General features: G+C 63.6%; 23 protein-coding genes and 1 pseudogene. 15 read left to right on the top strand and 9 right to left on the bottom strand.

From position 1 onward, the window contains the following. The first annotated feature begins 9 nt into the window (after positions 1-9). Both EUU22_RS02345 and EUU22_RS02340 read left to right on the top strand, forming a co-directional pair. Positions 10-1,020, top strand: a complete 1,011-nt coding sequence (locus tag EUU22_RS02345; protein WP_129330496.1) for a Gfo/Idh/MocA family protein — start codon at positions 10-12, stop codon at positions 1,018-1,020. An 8-nt stretch (positions 1,021-1,028) separates the two neighbouring features. Further along, a complete protein-coding gene (locus EUU22_RS02340; protein ID WP_129330495.1) occupies positions 1,029-1,814 on the top strand; it encodes a TIM barrel protein in 786 nt (261 codons plus the stop codon). A 66-nt stretch (positions 1,815-1,880) separates the two neighbouring features. Here EUU22_RS02340 and EUU22_RS02335 read toward each other — a convergent pair whose 3' ends face one another. Then, a complete protein-coding gene (locus tag EUU22_RS02335; protein ID WP_129330494.1) occupies positions 1,881-2,108 on the bottom strand; it encodes a hypothetical protein in 228 nt (75 codons plus the stop codon). 253 nt (positions 2,109-2,361) lie between these two features. Between EUU22_RS02335 and minC the strand changes: the two genes are divergently transcribed. The 3 genes from minC to minE are packed head-to-tail and all read left to right on the top strand — an operon-like array spanning position 2,362 to position 4,196. After that, positions 2,362-3,093 carry a septum site-determining protein MinC gene (gene minC / locus EUU22_RS02330; RefSeq protein ID WP_129330493.1) on the top strand — a complete coding sequence of 244 codons (732 nt, stop codon included), beginning with the start codon at positions 2,362-2,364 and terminating at the stop codon, positions 3,091-3,093. Positions 3,094-3,123: 30 nt separating this feature from the next. Next, positions 3,124-3,939, top strand: coding sequence for a septum site-determining protein MinD (gene minD, locus EUU22_RS02325; RefSeq protein ID WP_112690328.1), 816 nt, complete (start codon positions 3,124-3,126; stop codon positions 3,937-3,939). Next, entirely contained in the window at positions 3,936-4,196 is a 261-nt protein-coding gene (gene minE / locus EUU22_RS02320) for a cell division topological specificity factor MinE (RefSeq protein ID WP_129330492.1), read from the top strand. Before minD ends, minE begins: the two co-directional genes overlap by 4 nt. Positions 4,197-4,251: 55 nt before the next feature. On the opposite strand, the gene recQ is transcribed toward minE, so the two are convergent. Then, positions 4,252-6,111 (bottom strand): DNA helicase RecQ, encoded by a 1,860-nt coding sequence (recQ, locus tag EUU22_RS02315; protein WP_129330600.1) that lies wholly within the window; start codon positions 6,109-6,111, stop codon positions 4,252-4,254. Between the two features lie 310 nt (positions 6,112-6,421). Between recQ and EUU22_RS02310 the strand changes: the two genes are divergently transcribed. The 10 genes from EUU22_RS02310 to EUU22_RS02265 all read left to right on the top strand — a co-directional run bounded on the left by EUU22_RS02310 (position 6,422) and on the right by EUU22_RS02265 (position 17,390). Then, entirely contained in the window at positions 6,422-7,450 is a 1,029-nt protein-coding gene (locus EUU22_RS02310; RefSeq protein WP_129330491.1) for a LacI family DNA-binding transcriptional regulator, read from the top strand. A 311-nt stretch (positions 7,451-7,761) separates the two neighbouring features. Continuing rightward, positions 7,762-8,913, top strand: a complete 1,152-nt coding sequence (locus tag EUU22_RS02305; RefSeq protein ID WP_129330490.1) for an extracellular solute-binding protein — start codon at positions 7,762-7,764, stop codon at positions 8,911-8,913. Positions 8,914-8,933: 20 nt separating this feature from the next. Next, the gene (locus EUU22_RS02300; RefSeq protein WP_129330599.1) at positions 8,934-9,788 is read left to right on the top strand and encodes an ABC transporter permease; all 855 of its coding nucleotides are present in this window, start codon (positions 8,934-8,936) and stop codon (positions 9,786-9,788) included. 7 nt (positions 9,789-9,795) lie between these two features. Beyond that, the gene (locus tag EUU22_RS02295) at positions 9,796-10,620 is read left to right on the top strand and encodes an ABC transporter permease (protein ID WP_129330489.1); all 825 of its coding nucleotides are present in this window, start codon (positions 9,796-9,798) and stop codon (positions 10,618-10,620) included. Positions 10,621-10,646: 26 nt separating this feature from the next. Further along, a complete protein-coding gene (locus tag EUU22_RS02290; protein ID WP_129330488.1) occupies positions 10,647-11,693 on the top strand; it encodes an ABC transporter ATP-binding protein in 1,047 nt (348 codons plus the stop codon). Then, positions 11,686-12,519, top strand: a complete 834-nt coding sequence (locus EUU22_RS02285; protein ID WP_129330487.1) for a glycerophosphodiester phosphodiesterase — start codon at positions 11,686-11,688, stop codon at positions 12,517-12,519. The genes EUU22_RS02290 and EUU22_RS02285 overlap by 8 nt, the downstream gene beginning before the upstream one ends. Next, positions 12,516-13,328, top strand: a complete 813-nt coding sequence (locus EUU22_RS02280) for an inositol monophosphatase family protein (protein WP_129330486.1) — start codon at positions 12,516-12,518, stop codon at positions 13,326-13,328. The genes EUU22_RS02285 and EUU22_RS02280 overlap by 4 nt, the downstream gene beginning before the upstream one ends. 207 nt (positions 13,329-13,535) lie before the next feature. Next, positions 13,536-14,480 carry an AraC family transcriptional regulator gene (locus EUU22_RS02275; RefSeq protein ID WP_245484885.1) on the top strand — a complete coding sequence of 315 codons (945 nt, stop codon included), beginning with the start codon at positions 13,536-13,538 and terminating at the stop codon, positions 14,478-14,480. A gap of 228 nt (positions 14,481-14,708) precedes the next feature. Then, positions 14,709-15,167 (top strand): (2Fe-2S)-binding protein, encoded by a 459-nt coding sequence (locus EUU22_RS02270; RefSeq protein WP_129330484.1) that lies wholly within the window; start codon positions 14,709-14,711, stop codon positions 15,165-15,167. A 3-nt stretch (positions 15,168-15,170) separates the two neighbouring features. Next, positions 15,171-17,390 carry a xanthine dehydrogenase family protein molybdopterin-binding subunit gene (locus tag EUU22_RS02265; RefSeq protein ID WP_129330483.1) on the top strand — a complete coding sequence of 740 codons (2,220 nt, stop codon included), beginning with the start codon at positions 15,171-15,173 and terminating at the stop codon, positions 17,388-17,390. A 101-nt stretch (positions 17,391-17,491) separates the two neighbouring features. Here the strand turns inward: EUU22_RS02265 and EUU22_RS02260 are convergent, their stop codons facing one another. From EUU22_RS02260 to EUU22_RS02230, 7 genes and pseudogenes are all read right to left on the bottom strand, one after another. Continuing rightward, positions 17,492-18,559, bottom strand: a complete 1,068-nt coding sequence (locus EUU22_RS02260) for an ABC transporter ATP-binding protein (protein WP_129330482.1) — start codon at positions 18,557-18,559, stop codon at positions 17,492-17,494. 11 nt (positions 18,560-18,570) lie between these two features. Continuing rightward, on the bottom strand, positions 18,571-19,404 hold the full coding sequence (locus EUU22_RS02255) for a carbohydrate ABC transporter permease (protein WP_129330481.1): 834 nt from the start codon (positions 19,402-19,404) through the stop codon (positions 18,571-18,573). Between the two features lie 4 nt (positions 19,405-19,408). Beyond that, entirely contained in the window at positions 19,409-20,332 is a 924-nt protein-coding gene (locus tag EUU22_RS02250) for a carbohydrate ABC transporter permease (RefSeq protein WP_129330480.1), read from the bottom strand. Positions 20,333-20,578: 246 nt separating this feature from the next. Further along, on the bottom strand, positions 20,579-21,841 hold the full coding sequence (locus EUU22_RS02245) for an ABC transporter substrate-binding protein (protein WP_129330598.1): 1,263 nt from the start codon (positions 21,839-21,841) through the stop codon (positions 20,579-20,581). A 38-nt stretch (positions 21,842-21,879) separates the two neighbouring features. After that, complete coding sequence (locus EUU22_RS02240; protein WP_129330479.1) at positions 21,880-23,052, bottom strand: PLP-dependent transferase; 1,173 nt, start codon at positions 23,050-23,052, stop codon at positions 21,880-21,882. Continuing rightward, positions 23,049-23,768, bottom strand: a complete 720-nt coding sequence (locus EUU22_RS02235) for a FadR/GntR family transcriptional regulator (RefSeq protein ID WP_205687827.1) — start codon at positions 23,766-23,768, stop codon at positions 23,049-23,051. The genes EUU22_RS02240 and EUU22_RS02235 overlap by 4 nt, the downstream gene beginning before the upstream one ends. A gap of 104 nt (positions 23,769-23,872) precedes the next feature. Continuing rightward, positions 23,873-24,040, bottom strand: a pseudogene (locus tag EUU22_RS02230) (IS110 family RNA-guided transposase); the annotation flags it as partial.

Here is a 24,040-nt window from a genome sequence, read left to right as displayed (position 1 = left end):
GCTTCCTTCATGACAGTCAGAATTGGTGTCATCGGCACCGGCGCCATCGGCCGCGACCATGCCCGCCGGATAAATCAGGTGCTGGGTGGCGCAGAGATCGTCGCGCTCAGCGACGTCAACAGGGCATCGGCGGAAGCCGTGAAGAAGGACATCGCTCCCGAAGCGATGGTCTTCGAGACCGGCGAAGCGCTGATCGCCTCGCCCGACGTGGACGCCGTCCTCGTCACCTCCTGGGGCGCCACCCACGAGCAGTATGTGCTGGCCGCGATCGCCGCCGGCAAACCGTGTTTCTGCGAGAAGCCGCTCGCCACGACGGCGGAGGGAGCAAGGCGGATCGTGGAGGCCGAGGTGACCCACGGCAAGCGCCTCGTGCAGGTCGGCTTCATGCGGCGTTACGACGCCGGTTACATTGCGCTCAAAAAGGTCGTCGGGACATCGATCGGCGCGCCGATCATGGTGCATGCCGCCCATCGCAACCCGTCGGTTCCGGAACAGTACGTCACCCCGATGGCGATCCACGACACGATGATCCACGAGATCGATGTGCTGCGCTGGTTGCTCGATGACGACTATGTCTCGGCGCGCGTCATCTTCCCCCGCTCGGCCGCCCGAAGCCACGCCAAGCTTCGCGATCCGCAGATCGTCATTCTCGAAACGGCAAAGGGCATGGTCATCGACGTCGAGATCTTCGTGAATTGCCACTATGGTTACGACATCCGGTGCGAAGTCGTCGGCGAGGATGGTGCTGCCAGTCTGCCGGAACCGATGGCCGTCCAGATGCGTCTCGACGCCAGGCTGCAGAACAGGATCCTGACTGACTGGAAGGACCGCTTCATCGAAAGCTATGATGTCGAGCTCCAGGACTTCATCCACGCCGCCGCCAGGGGCACGGCCGCCGGCCCGAACTCCTGGGACGGCTATGTGGCGGCGATCACCTCCGATGCCTGCGTTGCCGCGCAGGAAAAGGAAGGCGAAATCGTGCCGATCAATCTGCCCGCGCGTCCGGCGCTCTACAACTGAGGTCTTTCATGCGTTTTGCCATCAACCACATTACCGCGCAGAAGCTGTCGCTCGAACAGTTCTTCGCCGCCGCCCGGTCGCTTGGCCTCACCGAGGTCGAGATCCGCAACGACCTGCCCGACGTCGTCGGCACCATCCGGCCCGAGGACGTGAAGGCCGCTGCGGAAAAGGCCGGTGTTGCGATCATCTCGATCAACGCGCTCTATCCCTTCAACGTCTGGTCCGGCGACCTGCCGAAGCGGGCGGTCGCGCTTGCCGATTATGCCGCGGCGTCAGGCGCGAAGGCGCTCGTCATGTGCCCGCTCAATGACGGAACCAAGGTCGCCTTCGACGATCTGGTGGCGGCACTGAAGGCGATGAAGCCCATTCTCGCGGAGCGGCACCTGACCGGTCTCGTAGAGCCTCTCGGCTTCCCCGTCTCGTCGCTGCGCACGAAGAAGGAGGCGCTGCGCGCCATCGATGCGGCGGCAGGCGGAGACGTCTACAAGCTCGTCCATGACACGTTCCACCATCATCTCGCCGGCGAAACCGAGCTCTTTGCCGACAGGACCGGCCTGGTGCACATTTCCGGTGTGGTCGACCCAACCGTTGCCGTCGCCGACATGCTCGATGCGCACCGTGTTCTCGTCGACGGTGCCGACCGTCTCGGGAATATCGCGCAGATCAGGGCGCTGAACGCCGCCGGCTACAGCGGCCCCTACAGCTTCGAGCCCTTCGCCAGTGAGATCCACGATCTCGCCGATCCCGTTTCGGCGGTGAAGGAGAGCATTGCGCATATCGCGGCTGCCGTCTGAGACCCGATCGATTTCAACGGCAACCTGCGGGTGACTGCGGGTTGTCGTTTGCCGGTCTGTCGACGCTCAGGCGTAGCCGGCGCCCTCCGGCTTGACGGTTCGGCCCTGGCCATAGTCGCGGAGGAAGGCGGAGCGGGCGATCTCGCCCCGGCTACCCTTCGGGTCGAGCGTCTGCAGGGGCAGGGCACCATCGGCATAGGTGCCGGTGTCCGGGGTGCAGATCTCGGGAGCAGAGGCCCAGGCGTCGGGTGCTTCCGCCAGGTGTTCGCGGATAGCCTTCAGAATCGCAAGCATGATCGAGCCTCCCGTATTTTTCTCGCCGGTAACGGCGAAGCGGTGATTCCGTTTTCATCGTAGTCAGCGAAACGTTGACCGATCGTTAACCATGATTGGGGGCAGAACGTGGCGGCGGGCGGGCGAGCCTTGCCCCGGCGAGTGTTCATTCCGTCACCGGCGGCAGCGTGCCGTACTGCCGATCATTGCCCTATGCGGTTAACGCTTTGTTAACCATGCGAGGCTAGGCAAGGATAACCAATCATTAACGCAGATGACCAAAGTGCTAACAGACGCCCGCTCGATCCGCATCAAGGGCCGCTCCTTCCTGGCGGTCGTGCTCTCGCCCGATCTGCCGCTCCACGACTGGCTGAGAAGGCTTGACGACCTCGCCGCGCGCTCGGCCGGCTTCTTCCTCGGACGGCCGGTCGTTCTGGACGTCACCGAACTGGCCATCAATCGTGCAGAACTGAAGGAGCTCATTGCCGAGCTCGCTCAACGGAATGTCAGCATCATGGGCATCGAGGGCGGGCGTCCGTCGCTGGTCGAGGCTGGAATGCCGCCGATCCTGAAGGGTGGCCGGCCCGCCTCCGATTTCGAGGTCGCGGTCAGCGAGACGGCGACGGAAAAGCGCGGGGAAGCCCCGCCGCCCGAGCCCGCCGCGACCCATCAGGCGCTGCAGTCGCTGATCATTCGCGAGCCCGTGCGTTCCGGCCAGTCGGTGATCTTCGCCGAGGGCGACGTGACGGTCATCGGTTCGGTCGCATCCGGCGCCGAGGTGATCGCCGGAGGTTCGATCCACATCTACGGCGCCTTGCGCGGACGAGCGCTCGCGGGCTCCGTCGGCAACGCGTCCGCCCGCATCTTCTGCCGCAAGCTCGAGGCGGAGCTGGTGGCGATCGACGGCGTCTACAAGATGGCGGAAGACATGCCGGCCAGCCTGCGCGGACAGGCCGCCCAGTGGTGGCTGGAAGGCGACACGATCATGGCAGAGAAACTTAGCTGAGCCGTAACCGGCCGAAAACAGGAGAGCAAGATGGGGAAGGTAGTCGTCGTCACATCAGGCAAGGGCGGGGTCGGCAAGACCACCTCGACGGCCGCACTGGGCGCTGCGCTCGCACAGCGCAACGAAAAGGTCGTGGTCGTCGATTTCGACGTCGGCCTTCGCAATCTCGATCTCGTCATGGGCGCCGAACGTCGCGTCGTCTACGACCTGATCAACGTCATCCAGGGCGACGCCAAGCTGCCGCAGGCGCTGATCCGCGACAAGCGGCTGGAGACGCTCTACCTGCTGCCCGCCTCCCAGACCCGCGACAAGGACAACCTGACGGCAGAAGGCGTCGAACAGGTGATCGGCGAACTGAAGCGCTATTTCGACTGGGTCATCTGCGACAGTCCGGCCGGCATCGAGCGCGGCGCGACGCTTGCGATGCGCCATGCCGACATGGCGGTGGTCGTCACCAATCCGGAAGTCTCCTCCGTGCGCGATTCCGATCGCATCATCGGCCTTCTCGACGCCAAGACGGCGAAGGCCGAACGCGGCGAGCGGATCGAGAAGCACCTTTTGCTCACCCGCTATGACGGCGCCCGCGCCCAGCGCGGCGACATGCTGAAGGTGGACGACGTGCTGGAAATCCTCTCGATCCCGCTTCTCGGCATCATTCCGGAGAGCATGGATGTCCTGCGGGCCTCCAACATAGGCGCGCCGGTCACGCTGGCGGATACCCGCAGCGGCGCGGCGCAGGCCTACTTCGCTGCGGCCCGCCGGCTTGCCGGCGAGGTTCTGCCGGTCGAAATCCCCGGCGAGAAGCGCGGCATCCTCGGCAAGATCTTCGCACGGAGGGCTGCATGAGCATCTTCAGTCTTTTCCGCAAGCAGAAATCGGCGCCGATGGCGCGCGAGCGACTGCAGGTCCTGCTCGCCCATGAGCGTGCCTCGATGGGATCCGATCTGGTCGCCGTTCTCCGCGAGGAAATCCTCGCGGTGATCGCCAGGCACGTTCAGGTCGACGGCGACAAGGTGCAGGTCAAGATGGACCGTGACGAGCACGTTTCCATTCTCGAAATCGAGGTGGAAATCCCGCTGGACGCGACGCGGTTGGCGGCGTAACCAGAATGACGAGGGGGCGGGCCTGTCGGCCCGCCGGCCCTTGTTGCTCTGCGTATTACCCGCCCGCGATGATGGCCATGAACTTTTCGCCGTAGCGGGCGAATTTCGTCGCTCCGACACCCGAGATCGAGAGCATCTCTTGCTCCGTTTTCGGACGGACGGTGGCGAAGGAAACAAGCGTCGTATCCGGAAAGACGACATAAGGAGCGACACCCAAGGTTTTGGAGATCGCCAGCCGTTCGGCGCGCAACGCCTGGAACAGCTTCTCGTCCTCGTCCGTCAATCTGGCTCTCGTTGCCGCCACGACGGGTTTCCCCCGTTCCCGTTTGCGGACGGTATCAACGGCGTCACGGCGAAGGATCACCGCCACTTCCTTCTTGAAGACACGATGAGCAGCCGGCTCCAGCTTCAGTGCGCCATATTCGTCATGGGCAACCCGGACGTAGCCGAGAGCGAGGAGCTGTCTGAAAATCGATTGCCATGCGTGGGCAGGAAGCTCTTTGCCAACGCCGAAGACGGCCAATTGGTCATGCCCGAACTTCCTTGTCCGTTCCGTGTCCTTTCCAAGAAGGACGTCGATCACGTGTGCGGTCCCGAAGCGTTCTCCTGTGCGATAGACGGCGGCCAGTGCCTTGATTGACGATTCGCTGCCATCCCAGGTCTCGACGGGATTGTTACATGTGTCGCAGTTGCCACACCGGTCAGGGGCCGCTTCGCCAAAATGGGAAAGGATCGCCTTCCGCCGGCACCCGGCGGTCTCGCAGATTCCGAGGAGCGCGCTCAGTTTCGCCCGTTCGATGCGCTTTATCTCGTCGGTCGCGTCGCCCTCGTCGATCATCCGCTGACGCTGGACGATGTCCTGCATCCCATAGATCATGAAGGCTTCCGAGGGGAGGCCGTCACGACCGGCGCGCCCGGTTTCCTGATAATAACCCTCGACGGACGATGGCAGGTCCAGGTGGGCGACGTACCGGACGTTCGGCTTGTTGATACCCATCCCGAATGCGACCGTTGCGACCAGGCAAAGGTCCTCTTCCATCCGGAAGGCGTCCTGGTTCTCCGCCTTGACGGCCGGGTCCATGCCCGCATGGTACGGCCTCGCCTTGATGCCATGGTCGTTGAGCCAGGCGGCGGTTTCCTCGACCTTGCGCCGCGAAAGGCAATAGACGATGCCGCTGGAGCCTTCGTGGCGCTGCAGGAAACGAATGAGTTGCGACCTGGCGTTGTCCCGCTCTGCAATATGGTAGGTGATATTGGGCCGATCGAAGCTGTCACCGAAGACGGCGGCGTCGTCGAGTTCGAGCTGGCGGATGATATCGTCACGCGTGTGGGGGTCGGCCGTGGCCGTGAGGGCGATGCGCGGAACACCCGGATAAAGCTCCTTCAGCTTCCCGAGCCCGAGATAGTCCTTGCGGAAGTTATGGCCCCAGCTGCTGACGCAGTGGCATTCGTCGATCGCGATCAGGGAGATCGGCACGTCCCCGAAAAGGCCCGCGAAGCCGGGAAGGACCACCCGCTCCGGCGTAACATAGATCAGCTTGATCTGCCCGGCGCGGAGTCTCGCCCTGACGTCGCGCGATTCCTCTTCGGACTGCTGAGACCAGAGGCACTCGGCTGCAATCCCGAGTGCCTTCAGTTCTTCGACCTGATCCCTCATCAGCGCCACCAGCGGCGAGATGACGACGGTCACGCCGGGCAGGCAAGCGCCCGGCAGTTGGAAACAGAGCGACTTGCCCTTGCCGGTCGGGAAGAGCACGAGTGCGTCCTTCCCTGCCATGACATGGCGGATGACATCTGCCTGCTTTCCACGAAACGCCGGATAACCCCAGACCCGGCGAAGGACGTCGACAGGGCTTTCAGTCGGGGCAGCGTCGAAAAGGGCCGTTGTGGCTGAACGTTGGTTCGATGCGTGCATGGTGTGCTGCTTGTCCATCCGGCTTGTTGTCGCCCTTTTGATGCCCCGCGCTCCGTGGCGGAGGTCGTGGCTGGACGGAACCCGTTGCGGGAAGTCTATCACGATTCGTGTTGATGCCGTACCGACCGGGTCGGTCGGTGGGGACGCCGGCCTGTCCGCGGCCGCAGTGAAGCCGCGCTCCGAACATATTGCACGATGCCCACGCGCGCGACGTCTTGAAATCCTGTAGAGAAGGGGATGAGGTGGGTGAAACCAGGTCGAGGGCGCCGATGGCGAGCGAGATGCGGGCAGTTGATGGTGGAAAACGAGGATGCGTGAGGTCCATCTGACGTCGTTCGTCAGTGCGAAGATGGTTGCCGAGCGTGCGGGGGTGTCGCGCTCCGCGGTCTCGCGCACATTCACCGATGGGGCCAGCGTCTCGGAGGAGACGCGCCGGAAGGTGCTCGAAGCTGCCGATGCGCTCGGTTATCACGTCAACCATCTGGCGCGGCAGCTGCGGGAACGCAGCAATATTGTCTGTCTCATCGTCTCCGACGTCACGACCCCCATTCGCGCCGGCATGCTGGACATTCTCACCCGCAAGCTTCAGGCGGTGGGCAAGATCACGGTGGTTCTCAATACCGAGGGTGACGAGGAGAGTGTCGGGCGGGCCATGAAGCTGACGCTCCACTATCGTGCGGACGCTACCGTCGTCCTCTCCGGAACGCCCTCATCCTCGCTGGTGAAAACGGCGCTTGCCAACGGACAGGAAGTGATCCTGATCAACCGCGACGACCGTCTGAGCGGCAGCGAGAATGTCGCGGTCGACAATGCCATGGCGGCACGAGAGGCACTGTTTCTCCTGCGCCGCGCCGGCTGTGAGCGCATCGCGCTCGTCACGTCGAGTGCCAGGACTCCGAGCCTGGTCGCGCGAGAACGTCAGTTTGTTGACGCGGGCCTCAGGGATGGCGTCGCCGTCAGCGTCGTCGAGGCGGGGCCCACCGCCTATCGCTCCGGCTTCGACGTCGCCCGGCGCCTGTTTGCCCGCTCCAATCCGCCGGACGGCGTCTTCTGCGTCACCGACCTTCTCGCACTCGGCTTCATGGACGCGGCACGGCACGAGTTCGGCCTGAGGATACCACAGGACCTCTGTGTGGTCGGGTTCGACAACATCGAACAGGCCGGCTGGGAGTCCTACCAGCTGACCACCTTCGAGCAGCCGCTCGAACGCATGGCCGGTCACGTGGTCGACCTTCTGACCCGTTCCGAACCCGTCGAGGGAGGGAATGACGGCGATGCCGCCGTTTTCGAGCCTGTTCCCGTGTGGAGGAAATCAGTCAGGCCCTTGCCCGGCATCTGATTGGCGTTTGCACATGTGTGCAACGAACTTCTGTCATCAAAGCTTTGCGTTCGCCATATAGGCATCTGTTGCCTCGGGCGGGTATTGTTGCAATAGTGTGCAACAAGCCCTCCGGCCACGTCGCCGTATACGATCGGGCTGGTGATGCTTGCGGTGTTTCCGCTCCTCCACTGGAGGTTAGGGAAGCGTTCTGGGAGGTGGCGGACGGTAGCCGGTCCATGTTCGCCAGTCGACAGCCGGTCGTCTCCCATACCCGTGGCCGGCGCCAAGCGCCGCGTGCCCTTGCCCGGCCGAACACTAGGGAGATGATGATGAAGCGTCGCGTCTTTTTGATCTCTACAGCCGGTTCCGTCGCCGGCATGATGCTCCTGCCGCGTATGTCGTTTGCGGCCGAGGGCCAGATCGACTGGTACACCGGTTCGGACAACAACATCCTCGATTTCTGGACGAACACCGTAAAGCCGGCTTTCGAAGCGGCGTATGCGGGCACCAAGCTCAATCTGGTCGACGCGGGCGACAATGCCGGCATTCAGTCCATTGCCGAGCGCGCGATTGCGGCGATGCAGACGAACACGGATCCCCAGGCCGACTACTTCGAACATGCCGATCCGCGTCTGCCCAAAGGCGCGATCGAAGCCGGCCTCTATGTGAACATGAAGGATGCCGGCCTTTCCAATTACTCCAAGGTCAACCCGCTCGCCATCGACAGCGAGTACAGCCTGCCTTATCGCGGTTCGCAGGTTCTGCTGGCCTATGATACGACGAAGCTGTCACCCGCCGACGTGCCGAAGACCTGGGACGATCTGGTAACGTGGATCAAGGCCAATCCCGGCCAGTTCGTTTACAACCGCCCGGACAAGGGCGGCTCCGGCGGCAATTTCGTGCGCCGCGCTATCCATCAGGTCAATGGTCTCGATCCGAAGGCCTTCACCGTCGACAACTATACGGAAGCCTTCGCCAACGAGGCGCTCGGCAAGGCGTGGGATCTCCTGAAAGACATCGCGCCGGCTCTCTATGACGGCGGTGCGTATTCCTCCGGAAACACCCAGTCGATCCAGCTCCTGGCGCAGGGCGTCGTGACGATGACTCCCGTCTGGTCGGACCAGGTCCTTCAGGCAATCAGCCAGGGCGTCCTGCCGGAAACGACCGGGATGGTTCAGCTCCGGGACCTCGCCTTGTGCGGCGGCTTCTCCCGTGCCGTCGTGCTCAGCAACGGCAAGAACCGTGATGCGGCACTCAAGCTCGCCGACTTTGTCCTGACCGAAGAAATCCAGAGTGCGATCCTGACCGAACTCGGCGGCTTCCCCGGCGTGAGCTGGGACTACGTCTCGGCCGAACTGCGCGAAAAGTTCGCCGACATCATTCCCACCACAATCCCGACCTTCCCTGCGGGCGCCTGGGAAGCCGCCGTCAACGACGGCTGGTATCGCAACGTCGCACCGAATATCGACCGGAAGTCGTGAGCGCGGCCGTGTCCTCATCGATGCCGATCGAGGCGGGCGAGGGCAGGAGGCCGGTCGGTCTCCTGCTCGTCGCCGTCCCCGTCTTCCTCGTTTGCTGGCTGGTCATTTGGCCGATCGTGAGCGCCATCCTGCGTACGATCTGGCGGCCGCGAAGCGATGGCGGGATGGGGGTCGACCTGTCGACCTACGCCTTCTTCTTCAGTGATGCCTACAGCCTCAACAATCTATATCTGACGCTGTGGACCACCGGCGTCTGTGCCATCCTGCTGCTGATCGTCTGCCTTCCGATCGCGCTTTACCTCCGCTTCGCCGACGGGAAGATCGCTGTCTACGTACAGGCGCTCGCGATCCTGCCGATGTTCGTGCCGTCGATCATTCTCGCCTATGCCTTCATTCGCGTCCTCGGTCCGAACGGCATGGTCGATCTGCTGCTCAACGGCGTCGGGCTGCCGAAGATTCGAACGCCCTATCTCACGCCCTGGGGGCCGGTGATCGGTCTCGTATGGGACAACATTCCGCTGACCGTCCTCATCCTTCTCGCCGGCCTCGGCTCCGTCAGCAACATGGCCGTCGAGGCCGCGCGCGACGTCGGTGCCAATCGGTTGCAGGTGTTCTGGCATATCGTTCTGCCGCAGATCTCCAATTCCATCCTCGTGGCATTGTCGTTCTCCGTCCTCGGCATCTTCTCGGCCTTCACGTTGCCGTACCTGCTCGGTCCGGCCTCCCCGGAGATGATGGGACCGTTCATGCAAAGGACGTTCCGCGACGTCAACGATCCGATCGCAGCCATCACCCAGGCCGTCGTTACCTTTTGCTTCTGTATCGCCTTCGGGCTGTTTTACGTGCGGTCTGTTGCCCGCAACCGGGGAAGGTGAGCGCCACATGCCGAGGTCTTCTTCCATCTGGCGCCCAAGGGACGTAACCGGCCTCCTGCTGGCCTTCCTTCTCACGATCGCCGTGGTGATGCCGCTTCTCGTCGTCGGGGTCTGGGCCTTCACCGAGGTCTGGCGCTACCCGAGCATCGTTCCGCAGCAGTTTGGGTTGCGGTTCTGGGAGCAGACGCTCAGCCGCTCCGACGTCTGGAGTGCCCTCAGACTGAGCCTCGGGCTGTCGACGTTCGTCACCCTCGTCTCGGCGGTGATCTGCCTGCCCGCAGCCTACGCCTTCGCGCGGCTGCGTTTTCCGGGGCGCGACCTGCTCTTCTTTTCGTTCTTGGCCGGCCATGCGTTTCCGAAGTTCGGCTTGCTGGTCGCGATTGCCGCCATCTTCCTGCAACTCGGCCTGATCGGCACGTTCTGGGGCGTGGCCCTGATCCAACTGGTGAGCACGCTGATGTTCATGATCTGGATCCCCGTGGCGGCCTTTCAGGCGGTGGACAGACGCATGGAGGAGGCCGCCCGCGACGTCGGCGCCGGACCGCTGCGGGTCTTCTGGTCGATCACCTTGCCGCAGGCGGCTCCTACGATTGCGGCGGCGCTTCTTTTGACGTTCGTCAGTACCTTCTACGAGACCGAAGGCGCCTGGTTGATCGGGGCTCCCGGCATCCGCACCATGCCGGTCCTGATGATCAGCTTCATCAACAATCAGATGGTGATCCAGTACGGCGCTGTGCTTTCGGTCATGCTCTGGGTCCCGTCCTTCGTCGCTCTCACATTCGCTCGCCGGGTCATCGGGGGTGCGTCCTTTGCCCGCGGCTTCGGCGGCTGACAGATCGAATTTCAGGAAGCCAGCACATGTCTCTTCTCAGTATTCGCGGCATATCGAAGGTGTTTCCGGGCGGGACGGTCGCCGTCGACGACTTCTCTCTCGACGTGGCGTCCGGCGAACTCGTTTGTCTTCTCGGGCCATCCGGGTCGGGCAAGTCGACGGTCCTCCGCATGATCGGAGGGTTCGAGCGCCCCACGGCGGGCGTGGTCTCGATCGACGATGAAGAGGTCACGCACGTTCCGCCGAACCGTCGTCCGACCGGCATGGTCTTCCAGAGCCACGCGCTGTGGACCCATATGAACGTCTACAAGAACCTCGCCTTCGGCCTGAGACTGCGTGGCCTGCCCGCGAATGAGATCAGGGACAAGGTCGAGGCCGTGCTCGAACTTGTGGGACTTGCCGGCTACGGTCGCCGGATGACGAACCAACTCTCCGGCGGACAACAGCAGCGCGTCGCGCTTGCGCGATCGCTCGTGCTGGAGCCGAAGATACTCTTGCTCGACGAACCTTTCGCCAGCCTCGACCAGCATCTGCGTGAGCGTCTGCGGGAGGAGGTACGCGATATCCAGCAGCGACTGAAGATCACGACGCTTTTCGTTACCCACGGGCAGGACGAGGCTCTTTCCATGGCCGACAGGATCGTCGTGATGCGAAACGGCCGCACCGAACAGGCCGATCGACCGGAGGTCATCTACCGCGACCCGCAGACCCCGTTCGTCGCCGGCTTCATCGGCACGATGAATTTCGTCGAGGGCGTCGTCGAGAAGGGGCGGTTCATGCATGACAATCTCAGCGTTCCGGTTCCGGTGAGCGACGGACGGGCTACGCTCGCCATACGCCCGGAGGCACTCGGTCTCATTGCCTGTGATCCGGGCCCGGCAACCGTCCATCGTGTCACCGATTTCGGTACGCATGGCCTGGTCGACCTCCAGCTTGCCGATGGTACGCGCCTCAAGGCCATGGTGCCGGAGCCGGACCATTTCGGGGCGGGGCAGAGCGTGGATCTTCGGCCCCGCGCCTTCGCTCTCTTCCGTGACGATCGCCAACTCTACCGGACATCCGCCGATGCGTGATCCCCTCTATCTGGAGTCCGCTGGCCACCGCACATGGCTGAAATGGCATCGCGCGCGGCGCACGGTTTCGGACCCGGAGTTCACCGCGACACGTATTCTCGAAGCCATGCGCCTCGGTGCGAGTGTCGAGGTCGACCTGGTTGTCCACGCCGACCACGGATGCGCGATCCTGCATGACCTGCATCTCGATCGCAGCACCACCGGCAGCGGGCCCGTCGGAGAAACCTCCGCCGATGAACTGCGCGGACTGCGCCTGCGGGGAAACGATGGTGCGCCGATCAACGACCGGGTGATGTTGCTCGAGGACCTGTGCCGTCTGCTCGCCGAGAATCCGGCCCATCCCGATGCTCTCCTGCAACTCGACTTCAAGGAGGACTTCTCCCGCCTCGACGGGCGCACCATCGCCAATTTCGGGCGCGCTGTCGGACCTGTCGCGGGTCACATGATTCTCTCGGGTGGCGATGCCGCGGCCATTTCCGCACTTGCTGCGCAGACGCCGTCGCTCGGCACCGGCTACGACCCCACTTACCCGGGCGTTCTGGACACCTTGAAGACCGCAGAGGATTTCGCGGAGTTTGTTGCGAGGGCACTGCGGACCGCGCCGACGGCGGCAATCATTTACCTCGACTACGAGCTCATTCTCGCCGCGGACGGTCGAGGCGTCGACATCGTCGGTGCGATCCATGCCGACGGCCGGCGGGTGGATGCCTGGACCATCCGGAACGTCTGTGACGACACCATTGCCGCCACCCGCCGTCTTCTGGCGCTCCGGGTCGATCAGATCACCACGGATGATCCTGAAGGATTGGCAGGAGCGATGACATGACCAGCGTCAGCATCAATACCGTTCTCGACGACATGGTAGACGCCGCCCGTCGCGCCGGCGAGCTCACTCTCGACTATTTCAACCGGCGCGAAACGCTCGAGATCGGCGTCAAGGGCCCCGGCGACTTCGTCAGCGAGGCGGATGAGCAATCGGAGACGCTGATCCGGCAGCATCTCCTGTCGCGCTATCCCGACTGGAGCCTGAGCGGAGAAGAGTTCCCGCCTGTCGAGGGTATCGACTTGACGTATCGGTTCCTGGTCGATCCCATCGACGGAACGACGAACTTTCTCAGCGGATTGGACTATACGATCACGATCGCGCTTCGGCAGGGCGACAGGACCGTCTGCGGTCTTGTCTACAACCCCGTCACGAACGAGATGTTTACGGCGGTCGCGGGTGGCGGTGCGTATCTCAATGGCCGGCAGTTGCGCATGCGCGACGATCCGGATGTCGCACAGATGGTCGTGGGGACCGGCTTGCCGACGCCGAACCTGTCATTGCATCCGGGCGCCTATAGCCGCCTCGACGCGATCCGCGCGCCCATCGGGGCGGTGCGGGTGGTCGGCAGTGCCGCCAATTCCTGCGCCTACGTCGCCTGTGGCAGGCTGACCGGGTATTTCGAGCAGACCGGCTTTACCGACACGGCGGCCGGCATCCTGTTGGTTCAGGAGGCAGGCGGAGTGGTGACGGACTGGTGGGGGAGGGGGCCAGAGCATTACGAACGATCGGGCATACTGATCGTCGCGAATTCCTCTACCCACGCCTATCTTCTTCAACACCTGCGGAAGGTGGCACAGCCGGCGGCCTGACCTCTCCGGTGGAGGCCGCGGCCGGATCGAATGCGCTTGCCGATGAAGGCCCACCCCGCGTCCGCCGCCGGGGCGGAGGGCTCGTGCTCGCCGTTGCTCGTTTCTGCCGAATTCTTGCCTGATACTCCGGGAAACGAATTAATCCGACAGTACCGGCGATCCCTTTGATATAGCTGTAGCCGGCTGTGGCGTTCGATGGAGGGAATTTTGCTGGAGAGCGAGACCATTCAGGCCCGGACGGCTGCAACGCGCCTGCGGATACTCGACGTCCTGTCACGCTTGCCGTGGGACGGCGTAACCTTCCGGCATGAGATACCGGGGCTTACGCTCTATCGGATCGTCGAGACCACCGGGCCCTTTTCGACCGTCTATGAACCCAGTCTCTCCCTCATCATCAAGGGGAGCAAACGCCTCAGCGTCGGCGATGAGAGGCTCGTATACGATGAGTCGTGCTTCTTTCTCACCACGATCGGCCTGCCGATGACCGGCCAGATCTGCGAGGTGAGCAAGGCGGAGCCTTATGTCGCCGCCAAGCTGCGCCTGGACCTCGAGGCGCTGCGGCGTCTGATTACCACCCATGACCTCTATCCGACGAACTCCTCCGAACGCGACCGTGGCATCGTGGTGGGTAGGGCGACGCCGGAGCTTTTCGATGCGCTGTGGCGACTGATCTTGCTGGTCGACTCCCCAAGCGACATACCGTTCATGGCGAACCACATTCAAAACGAGATCCTCTACCGCCTCCTCACGGGCGAGCAGGGGGGACGGCTCCGGCGCTTTGCGCTGGCGGGAACGAACAGCAACCGTGTGGCAAAGGCGGTGGCCTGGCTGAAGGAAAACTACGCCATGCCGCTTCGCGTCGAGGCGCTGGCCGAAATGGCGAACATGGGCGTTTCCACGCTGCATCATCATTTCCGCGCGGTGACTGCCATGAGCCCACTGCAGTTCCAGAAACACTTGCGGCTGCACCATGCGCGCGAACTGATGCTGTCCGGTTCGCTCGATGCGGCGAGTGCGGCACTCAGGGTCGGCTATGAGAGCCCGACACAGTTCAGCCGGGAGTATCGCCGCATGTTTGGCCATCCGCCGCTGCGCGATGTCAAAGCGATCCTCAATTCCGACGGCGCGAGCCGGCGCGGCGCAGTCGGATAGAGCAACTCGGACGGGATGCGGCCGATGGCGGTTCGCGGAACGGTTTCGCGGGTGTGTGGGTGTGGTCGCGCGTGAGCGACAGGATCAGGCAATAATCGGGCAGGATCCTGCCTACCGAAGATCAGCATCGTCTTATAGGCTTGCCGAGATGACAAACGTCAAGGAGTGTCCGCCCGGCGAGGCCGTGGCCAATGCTTCGTGACTGAGTCACAACGCGAGGAGAACACCATGGTGACTTTGACGATCAACGGCAACGAGCATGACCTCGATGCCGAACCGGACATGCCGCTTCTGTGGGCGATCCGCGACCTCGTCGGACTGACGGGAACGAAATTCGGCTGCGGCATGGCGCAATGCGGCGCCTGCACGGTGCTCATGGACGGCGCACCCGTGCGCTCCTGCCAGACGGCGATTGGCGACGTCGGCACTGCGAAGATAACGACGATCGAGGGGCTCTCGGGCAAAGTGGCGACGACGGTGCAGGCAGTGTGGGCCGATCTCGATGTCCCGCAATGCGGCTACTGCCAGTCGGGCCAGATCATGTCCGCCACCGATCTTCTGACCAGCAATCCGAAGCCCACCGATGACGACATCGACGCTGCCATGACCGGCAATCTCTGTCGCTGCGCCACCTACCACCGAATCCGTGCCGGCATTCACGAAGCCGCCAAGCGTCTGGAGGCCTGAACGATGATCCCGAAACTGATGCAGAACCTCACGCTTCCCGTCGCAAAGATGCAGGCATCGCGTCGGCAGTTCATGCTGGGAGCCCTGGCGGCGGGCGGCGGTCTTGCCGTCGGCTATCAACTCGTCGCAGCGTCGTCCGCCATTGCCGGCGAGGCCGCCACGGATGGCGGCAATGCGGCCGCCTTCACCCCGTATCTGACGATCGACAGCGACGGCAAGGTCGTCGTGCTCTCGTCCCAGTTCGAGATGGGGCAGGGCTCGTATAACGGGCTTGCGACGCTCGTCGCGGAGGAACTCGACGCAGACTGGTCGTCGATCGACGTCCGCGGCGTGGCAGGCAATGTGAAGGCTTACGGCAACATCGCCTTCGGCGGCGCGATTCAGGGAACGGGCGGCTCCACATCCATGGCTACCTCGTGGGAGCGCTACCGCAAGGCGGGCGCGACGGCGCGTGCCATGCTGACGGCTGCTGCAGCGTCCGAATGGGGTGTTCCAGCCGAGGAGATCACGGTCGCAAACGGCGTGCTCGCGCATCCCTCCGGCAAGTCCGCCGGCTTCGGCGCCTTTGCCGCCAAGGCGGCAGCCATGCCGGTGCCGACCGACGTGAAACTCAAGCAGCCGGGTGACTGGAAGCTGATCGGCAATGCCGAGCTGAAACGCTTCGACAGTGCCCGGAAGGCGAACGGAACCGAACAATACACGATCGACGTCAAGCTGCCGGGCATGTTGACGGCCGTGATGATCCACCCGCCAATGTTCGGGGCCAAGGTGAAGTCCTTTGATGCGGCCTCAGCGCGTTCCGTGAAGGGTGTCGTGGACGTCGTCGAGACGCCGCGCGGCGTCGCCGTCGTCGGCGAACACATGTGGGCGGCGATCAAGGGCCGGGAAGCCGTCAAGGTGGTGTGGGACGACACGGCGGCCGAAAAGCGCAGCAGCTCCGAGATCATGGCGATGTACAGGGACCTCGCGGACAAGGCGCCAGTGGCGGTCGCGCGCAAGGACGGTGACGCGGAGGCGGGCTTTGCCGGCGCGGCCAAGGTCATCGAAGCGACCTTCGAGTTTCCCTATCTGGCCCATGCCGCGATGGAACCGCTGAACGCTGTGGCGCGCCGGAACGAGGACGGGACGCTGGAGATATGGGGCGGGCACCAGTTCCCCGATGTCTACCAGATGCTTGCCAGCCAGATCGTCGGGACGACACCGGACAAGGTGAAACTGCACGTCATGAAGAGCGGTGGCAGTTTTGGCCGGCGCGCGGTCTTCGACGGCGACGTGGTCGTCGAGTCCGTCTATGTCGCCAAGGCGCTCGGCTTCCGGGCTCCCGTCAAGGTCCAGTGGACCCGAGAGGACGACATGCGGGCCGGCCGCTATCGCCCGGCCTATGTGCACAAGCTCAAGGCCGGGATCGATGGTGACGGCAAGCTCGTCGCCTGGAGCGACCATGTGGTCGGGCAATCGATCATGGCCAAGACCGCGTTCGAGGGCATGGTTCAGAACGGGGTCGATCCCACCTCGGTCGAAGGGGCGAGCAACCTGCCCTATGCCATTCCCAGCCAGACGGTCGGCCTGACGACGACAGAGGTCGGCGTGCCCGTCCTCTGGTGGCGTTCCGTGGGCTCGACCCACACCGCGTTTGCGGCGGAAGCCTTCATCGACGAAGTCGCCGAGGCGGCGGGCCGCGATCCGGTCGAGTATCGCCTCTCGATGCTCGATCCGCAGTCGCGTCACGCGGTTGTCCTGAAGCTCGCGGCTGAAAAGGCAGAATGGACCAAGCCGCTTGCGGAAGGTCGCTTCCGCGGTGTCGCGGTGGCCGAAAGCTTCGGATCCGTCGTTGCGCAGATCGCGGAAGTCTCGACCGATGGCAACGGCAGCATCAAGGTCGAACGCGTCGTCGCCGCCGTCGATTGCGGCCTGGCGGTCAATCCGGATCAGGTCCGCGCCCAGGTCGAGGGCGGGATAGGGTTCGGCCTCGGCGCCATTCTCGGCGAGGAGATTACCCTGACGTCCGGCAAGGTCGACCAGGGCAACTTCGACATGTACACGCCGCTCAGGATCGACGCGATGCCGGTGGTGGAGGTCCATATCCTCGCCTCCGCCAATCCTCCGTCCGGGATCGGTGAGCCGGGTGTTCCGCCGATCGGTCCGGCGGTCGCCAATGCCGTCTACAAGGCGCTCGGCAAGCGGATCCGTCTCATGCCCTTTGCCAGGACGCTCAATGCATGATCCCTGTCTCCCCGGCCGTGCGAGCGGCCGGGGAGATCGGGTTCGGGACCTCGGACGCAGGCGAAGGCGGTATTGTCGCGGCTGCCTTGCGAGGATGACGCTCAATCCACCCGATTGCCCTCGGCGTCGAAGATATGCAGGCGGTCTTTCGGAAAGTCGGCGCGGACCTTCGAACCGCTGCCGAGGACCGAGCGGTCGGTGGTGAAGATCTTGAACGGCAGGCCATGCAGCGAGAGATGCATGATGATGCCGAAGCCCGTCGGTTCGACAAGATCGAGATCGGCCTCGATGGCGCCCATTGCGGAGATTGCCACATGCTCCGGGCGGATGCCGAGGGTTACTTCGGTGCCGTTTTCAAGCCCGCCTCTCGGCTCGACCGCGACGGGAGAGCCGTCGGCGAGCAGCACGGCGGTGGTGTTGCCGCCGCTCATGTAGCGGCCTTTCATGAAGTTCATCCCCGGCGAACCGATGAATCCTGCGACGAAGAGATTGGCCGGGCGGTCGTATAGATCGAGCGGGGAGCCCACCTGCTGGACGACGCCGCCATGCATGGCGACGATGCGGTCGGCAAGCGTCATGGCCTCGATCTGGTCGTGGGTCACGTAGATCGAGGTGGCGCCGAGTTCGCCATGCAGCTTCTTGATTTCGGCACGCATCTGTTCGCGCAGACGCGCGTCGAGGTTGGAGAGAGGCTCGTCGAAGAGAAAAGCCTTCGGCTGGCGGACGATCGCCCGGCCCATGGCGACACGCTGGCGCTGGCCGCCGGAAAGCGCCTTCGGGCGGCGCGCGAGCAGGGGGTCGAGACCGAGCTTGGCTGCCGCATCCGCGACCACGCGCGTGATCTTGTCCTTTGCGGTCTTCCGAAGCCTCAGGCTGTAGCTCATGTTCTCGGCGACCGACATGTGGGGATAGAGCGCATAGGACTGGAACACCATGGCGATGTCGCGGTCCTTCGGCGCCAGCTCGTTTACCCGCTTCTCCGCGATGCGGATTTCCCCCGAGGTTACCTCTTCCAGCCCGGCGATCATGCGCAGGAGCGTGGACTTTCCGCAGCCGGAGGGACCGACCAGAACGATGAACTCGCCATTCCGGATCGAGAGGTCCACACCGTGCAGGACCGGAAAGTGGCCGTAGCTCTTCTTGACGCCGGATATATCGATGGAAGCCATGGGTAACCCTTTCAGCCTTTGACCGCGCCGGCCGTCAGGCCCTGCACGAGATAGCGCTGGATGAGGAGGAAGAAGAGGCAGGCCGGGATGAGAGCGAGCACGCCCGCCGCCATCATCTGCCCGAAATCCACCGAGAACTTGGAGACGAAGGACAGGAGCCCGACCGGAAACGTCGCCGCGTCATTGCCGGAGATCAGCATCAGCGCGAAGAGCAGCTCGCTCCAGGCGGCGGTGAAGACGAAGCCGAGGGTGGCGGCGATGCCGGGCAGGGTGAGCGGCAGGATGATCTGCCGGAAAGCGACGAACTGGGTGGCGCCGTCGATCATGGCGGCTTCTTCCAGATCCTTCGGGATGCCGTCGAAGAAGGACTGCATCAGGAAGGTCGCGAAGGGGACGTTGAAGGCGGAGTAGACAATGACGAGACCGGTGAGGCTGTTGGTCAGGCCGAGCGGCGACAGCATCTTGAAGATCGGCGCGACCAGCATGACCAATGGAAACATCTGGGTGAGGAGCATCAGCGCGACGATCCAGTACTTCGCCCGGAAGGAAAAACGGGACAGCGCGTAGCCGGAGAGGGAGGCGAGCACGGTGACGACGAGCGCGGTAGCGCCGGAGACGACGAGGCTGTTCTTGAAGAAGGTCGGAAAGGCGCTGTGGGCGATCACGAAGGTGAAATGTTCGAGGGTCATCTCGGACGGCCACATGCGCACGCCCTCACTGTAGAGCAGGCGGTTGGGTGTCACTGACACCTTCAGGAGCCAGAACAGCGGAAAGAGCGCGACGGCGACATAGCAGAGAATCGCGAGACGATGGGCGACGGTCAGGAGAATGCGGGATGGCCTCATGGTCTCAGCCCTTGTTCAGGAGCGACTGGCGAAGCAGCACGATCAGCATGGAATAGGCGAGCAGCAGCACGAGCAGCACCAGCGCAATCGCCGAGGCATAGCCGAAGTCGAGCCGCTTGAAGGCCTGGGTGAAGATGTAGGAGGCGACGATCTGGGTCCGGTCGGCCGGCCCGCCATTGGTCATGACGATGATGAGGTCGGCGAAGTTCGAGACCCATACGGTGCGCAGCAGGACCGTGATGGCGATGGTCGGTGCGAGGAACGGCAGTGTAATCGACAGGAAGCGCTGGACCGGTCCGGCACCGTCGATGGCGGCGGCCTCGTAAAGATCGCGCGGAATAGCCTGCAGCGCGGCAAGAAGCGTGATGGCGAAGAAGGGGATCCCCCACCATACATTGGCGGCGATCGGTCCCCACATCGCGAGCGTCGGGTCGGCGAGGATATTGTTGGGTTCGGCAAGAATGCCGAGCGCATAAAGCCAGTGGGGCAGGGGGCCTATCACCGGATTGAACAGCCACGCCCAGTTGAGACCGGCGAGAAAGCTGGGCACTGCCCAGGGCAGGAAGACGAGCGCCTGCGCCAGCCCGCGACCGTAGAAGGGCTTGTCGAGGAGGAGGGCGAGGATCAGGCCGAAGACGAATTGCAGGGCGACGGACGCGCCGGTCCACCAGAGCGTGTTTTCCAGCGCCCGGTAGAAATCCTGGTCCTGGCCGAGCGCGCGGAAGTGGTCGAGCCCGATGAAGCCGCCCGAAAACGGATTGAGCAGCTGGATGTCGCGGAAGGCATAGGAAATGCCGAGCACCAGCGGCACCAGCATGACGGCGACGATCAGGACGAGCGCCGGCGCGCTGTAGAGATAGGGTTCTGACGCATCGGCCATTCGCTTGGTCAGCGATCTCCGGTCATCGGCGCGGGCAGGCGGGGTCATCGGCGGCGTTCCGTTCGGGGTAGCTGATCACAGGGAACAGGCAAAGCCCTGCCTGATCGGTTCTGCTTGGTGTTCACTCATCTCGGGAGGCGGAGCAGGAGAATTCCCCCTCTGCCTGCCGGCATCTCCCCCACAAGGGGGAGAGGTAGTGGCACGACCTCCACCCGGACATCGGGACGCGACGGTCTCGCGACCAAACCCCTCCCCCTTGTGGGGAGGGGTTGGGGAGAGGAGGCTGTCCAACCACTACTTCGACTTCGCCAAGTGCTTCTGCTGCGCCTTGGTCAGGTAGTCGGCCCACTGGTCCGCCAGTTCCTGCGGGGTGATGTCACCGAGGAGTGCCTGCTGCGAGGTCTTGATCACCAGCGAGTCCTTGAAGAAGGCGAACTCTTCCAGATGCGTCGGCATGACGGTCGGGACCGCGTCCTTGTCGGAAAGCTCCTCGAACCACCCCTTGAACTGCGGGCTCGAATAGAAGGGGTCTTTCTCGGCGGACTTGAGCGCCGGCAGGGCACCGGTCCGCTTGTTCCACTCGATATTGCCCTCCCTGCCTTCGAGCGTCGCGATCAGCTTCCAGGCGAGATCCTTGTTTTCGCTCGCCGACATCATCGACCAGCCAGCGTAGCCGATAGTCGGGAAGGTCTTGCCGTCCGGTCCCTTCGGCATCGTCATGACGCCGTAGTCGTCGGCATTCATGTGCTGGGCGATCGCGATGAGGGCGTCCGGATCCTGGTCCAGGAAGGCACAGGTGCCGCTGTAGAAGCCGGCGACGATCTCGTTGAAACCCCAGTTGACGCTGTCCTTCGGTGCGTAGCCGTTTTTGTAGAGGTCGATGAGCCAGGTGAGACCCTTTACCCAGCCTTCGGAGTTGAAGGTCGAGGTGCCGTCCTCGGTGAAGAAGGTGTTGTCGCCGGCCATGGAGGCGCCGAACATCACCCAGCCGTTCAAGCCGCCCGGCCCGCCGCGAAGGCAGTAGCCGTACTTGCCGGGAAGGGCAGAGACCTTCTTTGCCGCTTCGGCGAACTCGTCCATCGTCTTCGGCGGTTCGGAGACGCCCGCCTCCGCAAGCAGCTTCTTGTTGTAGAACATGGCGCGCAGATAGAAGCCGTAGGGCAGCATGTAGGCCGTGTCGTTGACGTCGCGGCCGAGCTCCAGGGCGCGGTCGGAGAGGTCGGCGGTCTGGTCCCATTCCTTCAGGTAGGGTTCGAGACTCTCGATCATGCCGTTGTTGGCATAGAGCGAGAGCCAGGTGTCCGGCATTTCCATGACGTCCGGGATTTCGCCGGCCGAAACCATGGTGGCGAACTTCTGGAAGGCCTCGCCCCAGGGCAGCGAGATGATCTCGACCTTGGTGCCGGGATTGGCGGATTCGAATTTCGAAACGATGGATTGCAGGGTGTCGGTACGTTCTGGACTGGTAATGACCTCCACGAGCTTCAGCGTGGTGTCGGCAAGTGCCGTACCCGCCATCAGGGCGCTCATCAGGGCAGCTGTCAGAAGTGTCTTCATGGTCATTCCCCCTTTTTGTTTTTGGGTTGATCGGCAAGTCAGGTCTTGCGAGCGGCGTTGATCGCCGTCTCCAGGTCACTCCACAGGGCCTCTGTTCCTTCGAGGCCGACATGGAGACGCACGGACCGCGGGTTCATGCCGAAGGCATGCGCGGAATTCGGTTGGGCCTTCTGCTGCAGCACGACCTCGCCCGGGACGATCAAGCTTTCGTGTCCGCCCCAGCTCACGCCGAGCTTGAAGAGTTCGAGACGGTCGGCGAAGGCGCGGATGTCGACACCTTCACGAAAGACGAAGGAGAAGAGGCCCGAGGTGCCGGAGAGCCCCGGCGGCAGCTGGTTGGCAAGGCCCGGATGATTGACCTGCTCGACCTCGGGAAGCGCCTTCAATCGCCGTGCGATCTCGAGGCCTGCCGCCTCGTGCGCCTTCATGCGGATCGGCAGCGTCCGGAGCCCGCGGATCAGCAGCCACGCGTCGAAGGGAGACATCTTGCCGCCGAGATAGGGGAGGCTCTCGCTGCGGATGCGGTCGACGAGCGCCTTCGGACCGGTGACGACGCCGGCGACGACATCGCTGTGGCCGCCCAGATATTTGGAGGCCGAGTGCAGCACGAGATCGACGCCGAGCGAGAGCGGGCGCTGGAAGACGGGGCTCGCCCAGCTGTTGTCGATGACGGTCAGGACGCCGTGTCTCCTCGCGATCGCCGCGAGTGCGGCGACGTCATGGGTTTCCATGATCCAGCTGGTAGGGCTCTCCATGTAGAAGAGCTTCGCCCCCGGCATCGCCTTCTCGACGGCCTCCTCGTCGGTGCCGTTGACATAGGTCACTTCGATCTTCATGCGCTTCAGGAGCGTTCCGAAGAGACGGAATGCGTCCGGGTAGAGATGTTTCACCGCGACGATGCGGTCGCCCGGCTCCACGAAGGTGAGCACTGTGGAGGAGATCGCTGCCATGCCGCTTCCGAAACCGAGCGCGTCCTCGCCGCCTTCGAGCTTCGCCAGCATTTCCTCGAAATGGCGGACCGTCGGGTTGAGCCCGCGCGAATAGACCGGGCGGTTCTTCTCGCCGCGATAGGTCGCGACCATCTCGTCGACGGTCTCGAAGGTGAAGAGGGAGGTCTGGACGATCGGTGGCACGACGGCTTCGAAAGCGTTGCTGTCATCGTGGGCGACGATCAGGGAGGCGTGGTCGAACGGATCCGGGCCGTTGATCATTTGGACATTTCCTTGATGTCTTCCTCGACGACGTCGAGGATCTTCAGGGTCTCGCGTCGTGCGGCCTCGGTGTCCTGAGCGACGATCGCGTTGAACAGCGTGCGGTGGTATGGAAAGGATCGCCGGGCGAAGTCCGGACGGTCGAAGGGCTTTTCCCAGAAGCGCTCGAAGGCTTCGCGCATCTGTTCGAGCAATTGGCGGAACAGCGGATTGTGGGTGGCGTCGTAGATCGCCAGATGAAAGGCGAGGTCCTCCTCGCCGGCGGTTCCCTTGAGAAGATGGACCCGTTCCATCTCATCGAGCTTGGCTTCCATGTTGACGATGTCTTCTGCCGTCCGGCGCCGGGCCGCCACCATGCAGGCCTCGCATTCGATGCCGCGTCGTACTTCGAGCGTCTGCAGCAGGGCGTCGCGCACGCTCGCGGTTTCGACCGAGAGCGGCATGTGGATCGTGGCAGATGTGATCGGCTTCAGAAGGTAGGTGCCGCTGCCCTTGCGGGTCTCCATGACGCCGAGCGCCTGGAAATGGCGGATCACCTCGCGGATCGTCGAGCGGCCGACGCCAAGCGCCGCCATGAGCTCCCGTTCAGCGGGCAGCCTGTCACCGGCGGCAAGGCGCGCCTGATCGATGTAGCGGGCGAGCGATTCCGTCACCTGCCGGGCGCGGTCCATCGGCGGAAGGGGAGCGATCAGTGGTTTGGCATTCGGCATGGTCATTGATGTCGGCTTCAAATTGGTCTGACATCATAGCATTTCGCGTTCACGCCGATGAGTCAACCGGCAAGATGAAAGACCAGACAAGAGGCAGCCTAATGCGTTCGTCAAGCGGCAACTTTGAAGCTGGCCTGGAAGGTGGAGCGAGTTTGCAGCATGGCCCACAGAACGTTGATGCGACGTCTGGCCAGAGCGATGACGGCCTGATGATGGCGTTTGCCCTCGCGGCGTTTACGGGCGTAGAAGGCGCGGCTGTCTGGCTGGGCGAGCGAACA

Origin of the sequence: Ciceribacter ferrooxidans (genome assembly GCF_004137355.1) — a bacterium.
Lineage (GTDB): Bacteria > Pseudomonadota > Alphaproteobacteria > Rhizobiales > Rhizobiaceae > Allorhizobium > Allorhizobium ferrooxidans.
This window is presented reverse-complemented; position numbering and strand designations above follow the sequence as displayed.

Coding starts and splice junctions, on each gene's coding strand:
- EUU22_RS02310 (WP_129330491.1), top strand. CDS start 6,422: ATGCGTGAGGTCCATCTGACGTCGTTCGTCAGTGCGAAGATGGTTGCC.
- EUU22_RS02250 (WP_129330480.1), bottom strand. CDS start 20,332: ATGACCCCGCCTGCCCGCGCCGATGACCGGAGATCGCTGACCAAGCGA.
- EUU22_RS02300 (WP_129330599.1), top strand. CDS start 8,934: ATGCCGATCGAGGCGGGCGAGGGCAGGAGGCCGGTCGGTCTCCTGCTC.
- EUU22_RS02295 (WP_129330489.1), top strand. CDS start 9,796: ATGCCGAGGTCTTCTTCCATCTGGCGCCCAAGGGACGTAACCGGCCTC.
- minD (WP_112690328.1), top strand. CDS start 3,124: ATGGGGAAGGTAGTCGTCGTCACATCAGGCAAGGGCGGGGTCGGCAAG.
- EUU22_RS02290 (WP_129330488.1), top strand. CDS start 10,647: ATGTCTCTTCTCAGTATTCGCGGCATATCGAAGGTGTTTCCGGGCGGG.
- EUU22_RS02265 (WP_129330483.1), top strand. CDS start 15,171: ATGATCCCGAAACTGATGCAGAACCTCACGCTTCCCGTCGCAAAGATG.
- EUU22_RS02240 (WP_129330479.1), bottom strand. CDS start 23,052: ATGATCAACGGCCCGGATCCGTTCGACCACGCCTCCCTGATCGTCGCC.
- EUU22_RS02270 (WP_129330484.1), top strand. CDS start 14,709: ATGGTGACTTTGACGATCAACGGCAACGAGCATGACCTCGATGCCGAA.
- EUU22_RS02255 (WP_129330481.1), bottom strand. CDS start 19,404: ATGAGGCCATCCCGCATTCTCCTGACCGTCGCCCATCGTCTCGCGATT.
- EUU22_RS02305 (WP_129330490.1), top strand. CDS start 7,762: ATGAAGCGTCGCGTCTTTTTGATCTCTACAGCCGGTTCCGTCGCCGGC.
- EUU22_RS02260 (WP_129330482.1), bottom strand. CDS start 18,559: ATGGCTTCCATCGATATATCCGGCGTCAAGAAGAGCTACGGCCACTTT.
- minC (WP_129330493.1), top strand. CDS start 2,362: ATGACCAAAGTGCTAACAGACGCCCGCTCGATCCGCATCAAGGGCCGC.
- recQ (WP_129330600.1), bottom strand. CDS start 6,111: ATGCACGCATCGAACCAACGTTCAGCCACAACGGCCCTTTTCGACGCT.
- EUU22_RS02245 (WP_129330598.1), bottom strand. CDS start 21,841: ATGAAGACACTTCTGACAGCTGCCCTGATGAGCGCCCTGATGGCGGGT.
- EUU22_RS02285 (WP_129330487.1), top strand. CDS start 11,686: ATGCGTGATCCCCTCTATCTGGAGTCCGCTGGCCACCGCACATGGCTG.
- minE (WP_129330492.1), top strand. CDS start 3,936: ATGAGCATCTTCAGTCTTTTCCGCAAGCAGAAATCGGCGCCGATGGCG.
- EUU22_RS02280 (WP_129330486.1), top strand. CDS start 12,516: ATGACCAGCGTCAGCATCAATACCGTTCTCGACGACATGGTAGACGCC.
- EUU22_RS02345 (WP_129330496.1), top strand. CDS start 10: ATGACAGTCAGAATTGGTGTCATCGGCACCGGCGCCATCGGCCGCGAC.
- EUU22_RS02235 (WP_205687827.1), bottom strand. CDS start 23,768: ATGACCATGCCGAATGCCAAACCACTGATCGCTCCCCTTCCGCCGATG.
- EUU22_RS02335 (WP_129330494.1), bottom strand. CDS start 2,108: ATGCTTGCGATTCTGAAGGCTATCCGCGAACACCTGGCGGAAGCACCC.
- EUU22_RS02340 (WP_129330495.1), top strand. CDS start 1,029: ATGCGTTTTGCCATCAACCACATTACCGCGCAGAAGCTGTCGCTCGAA.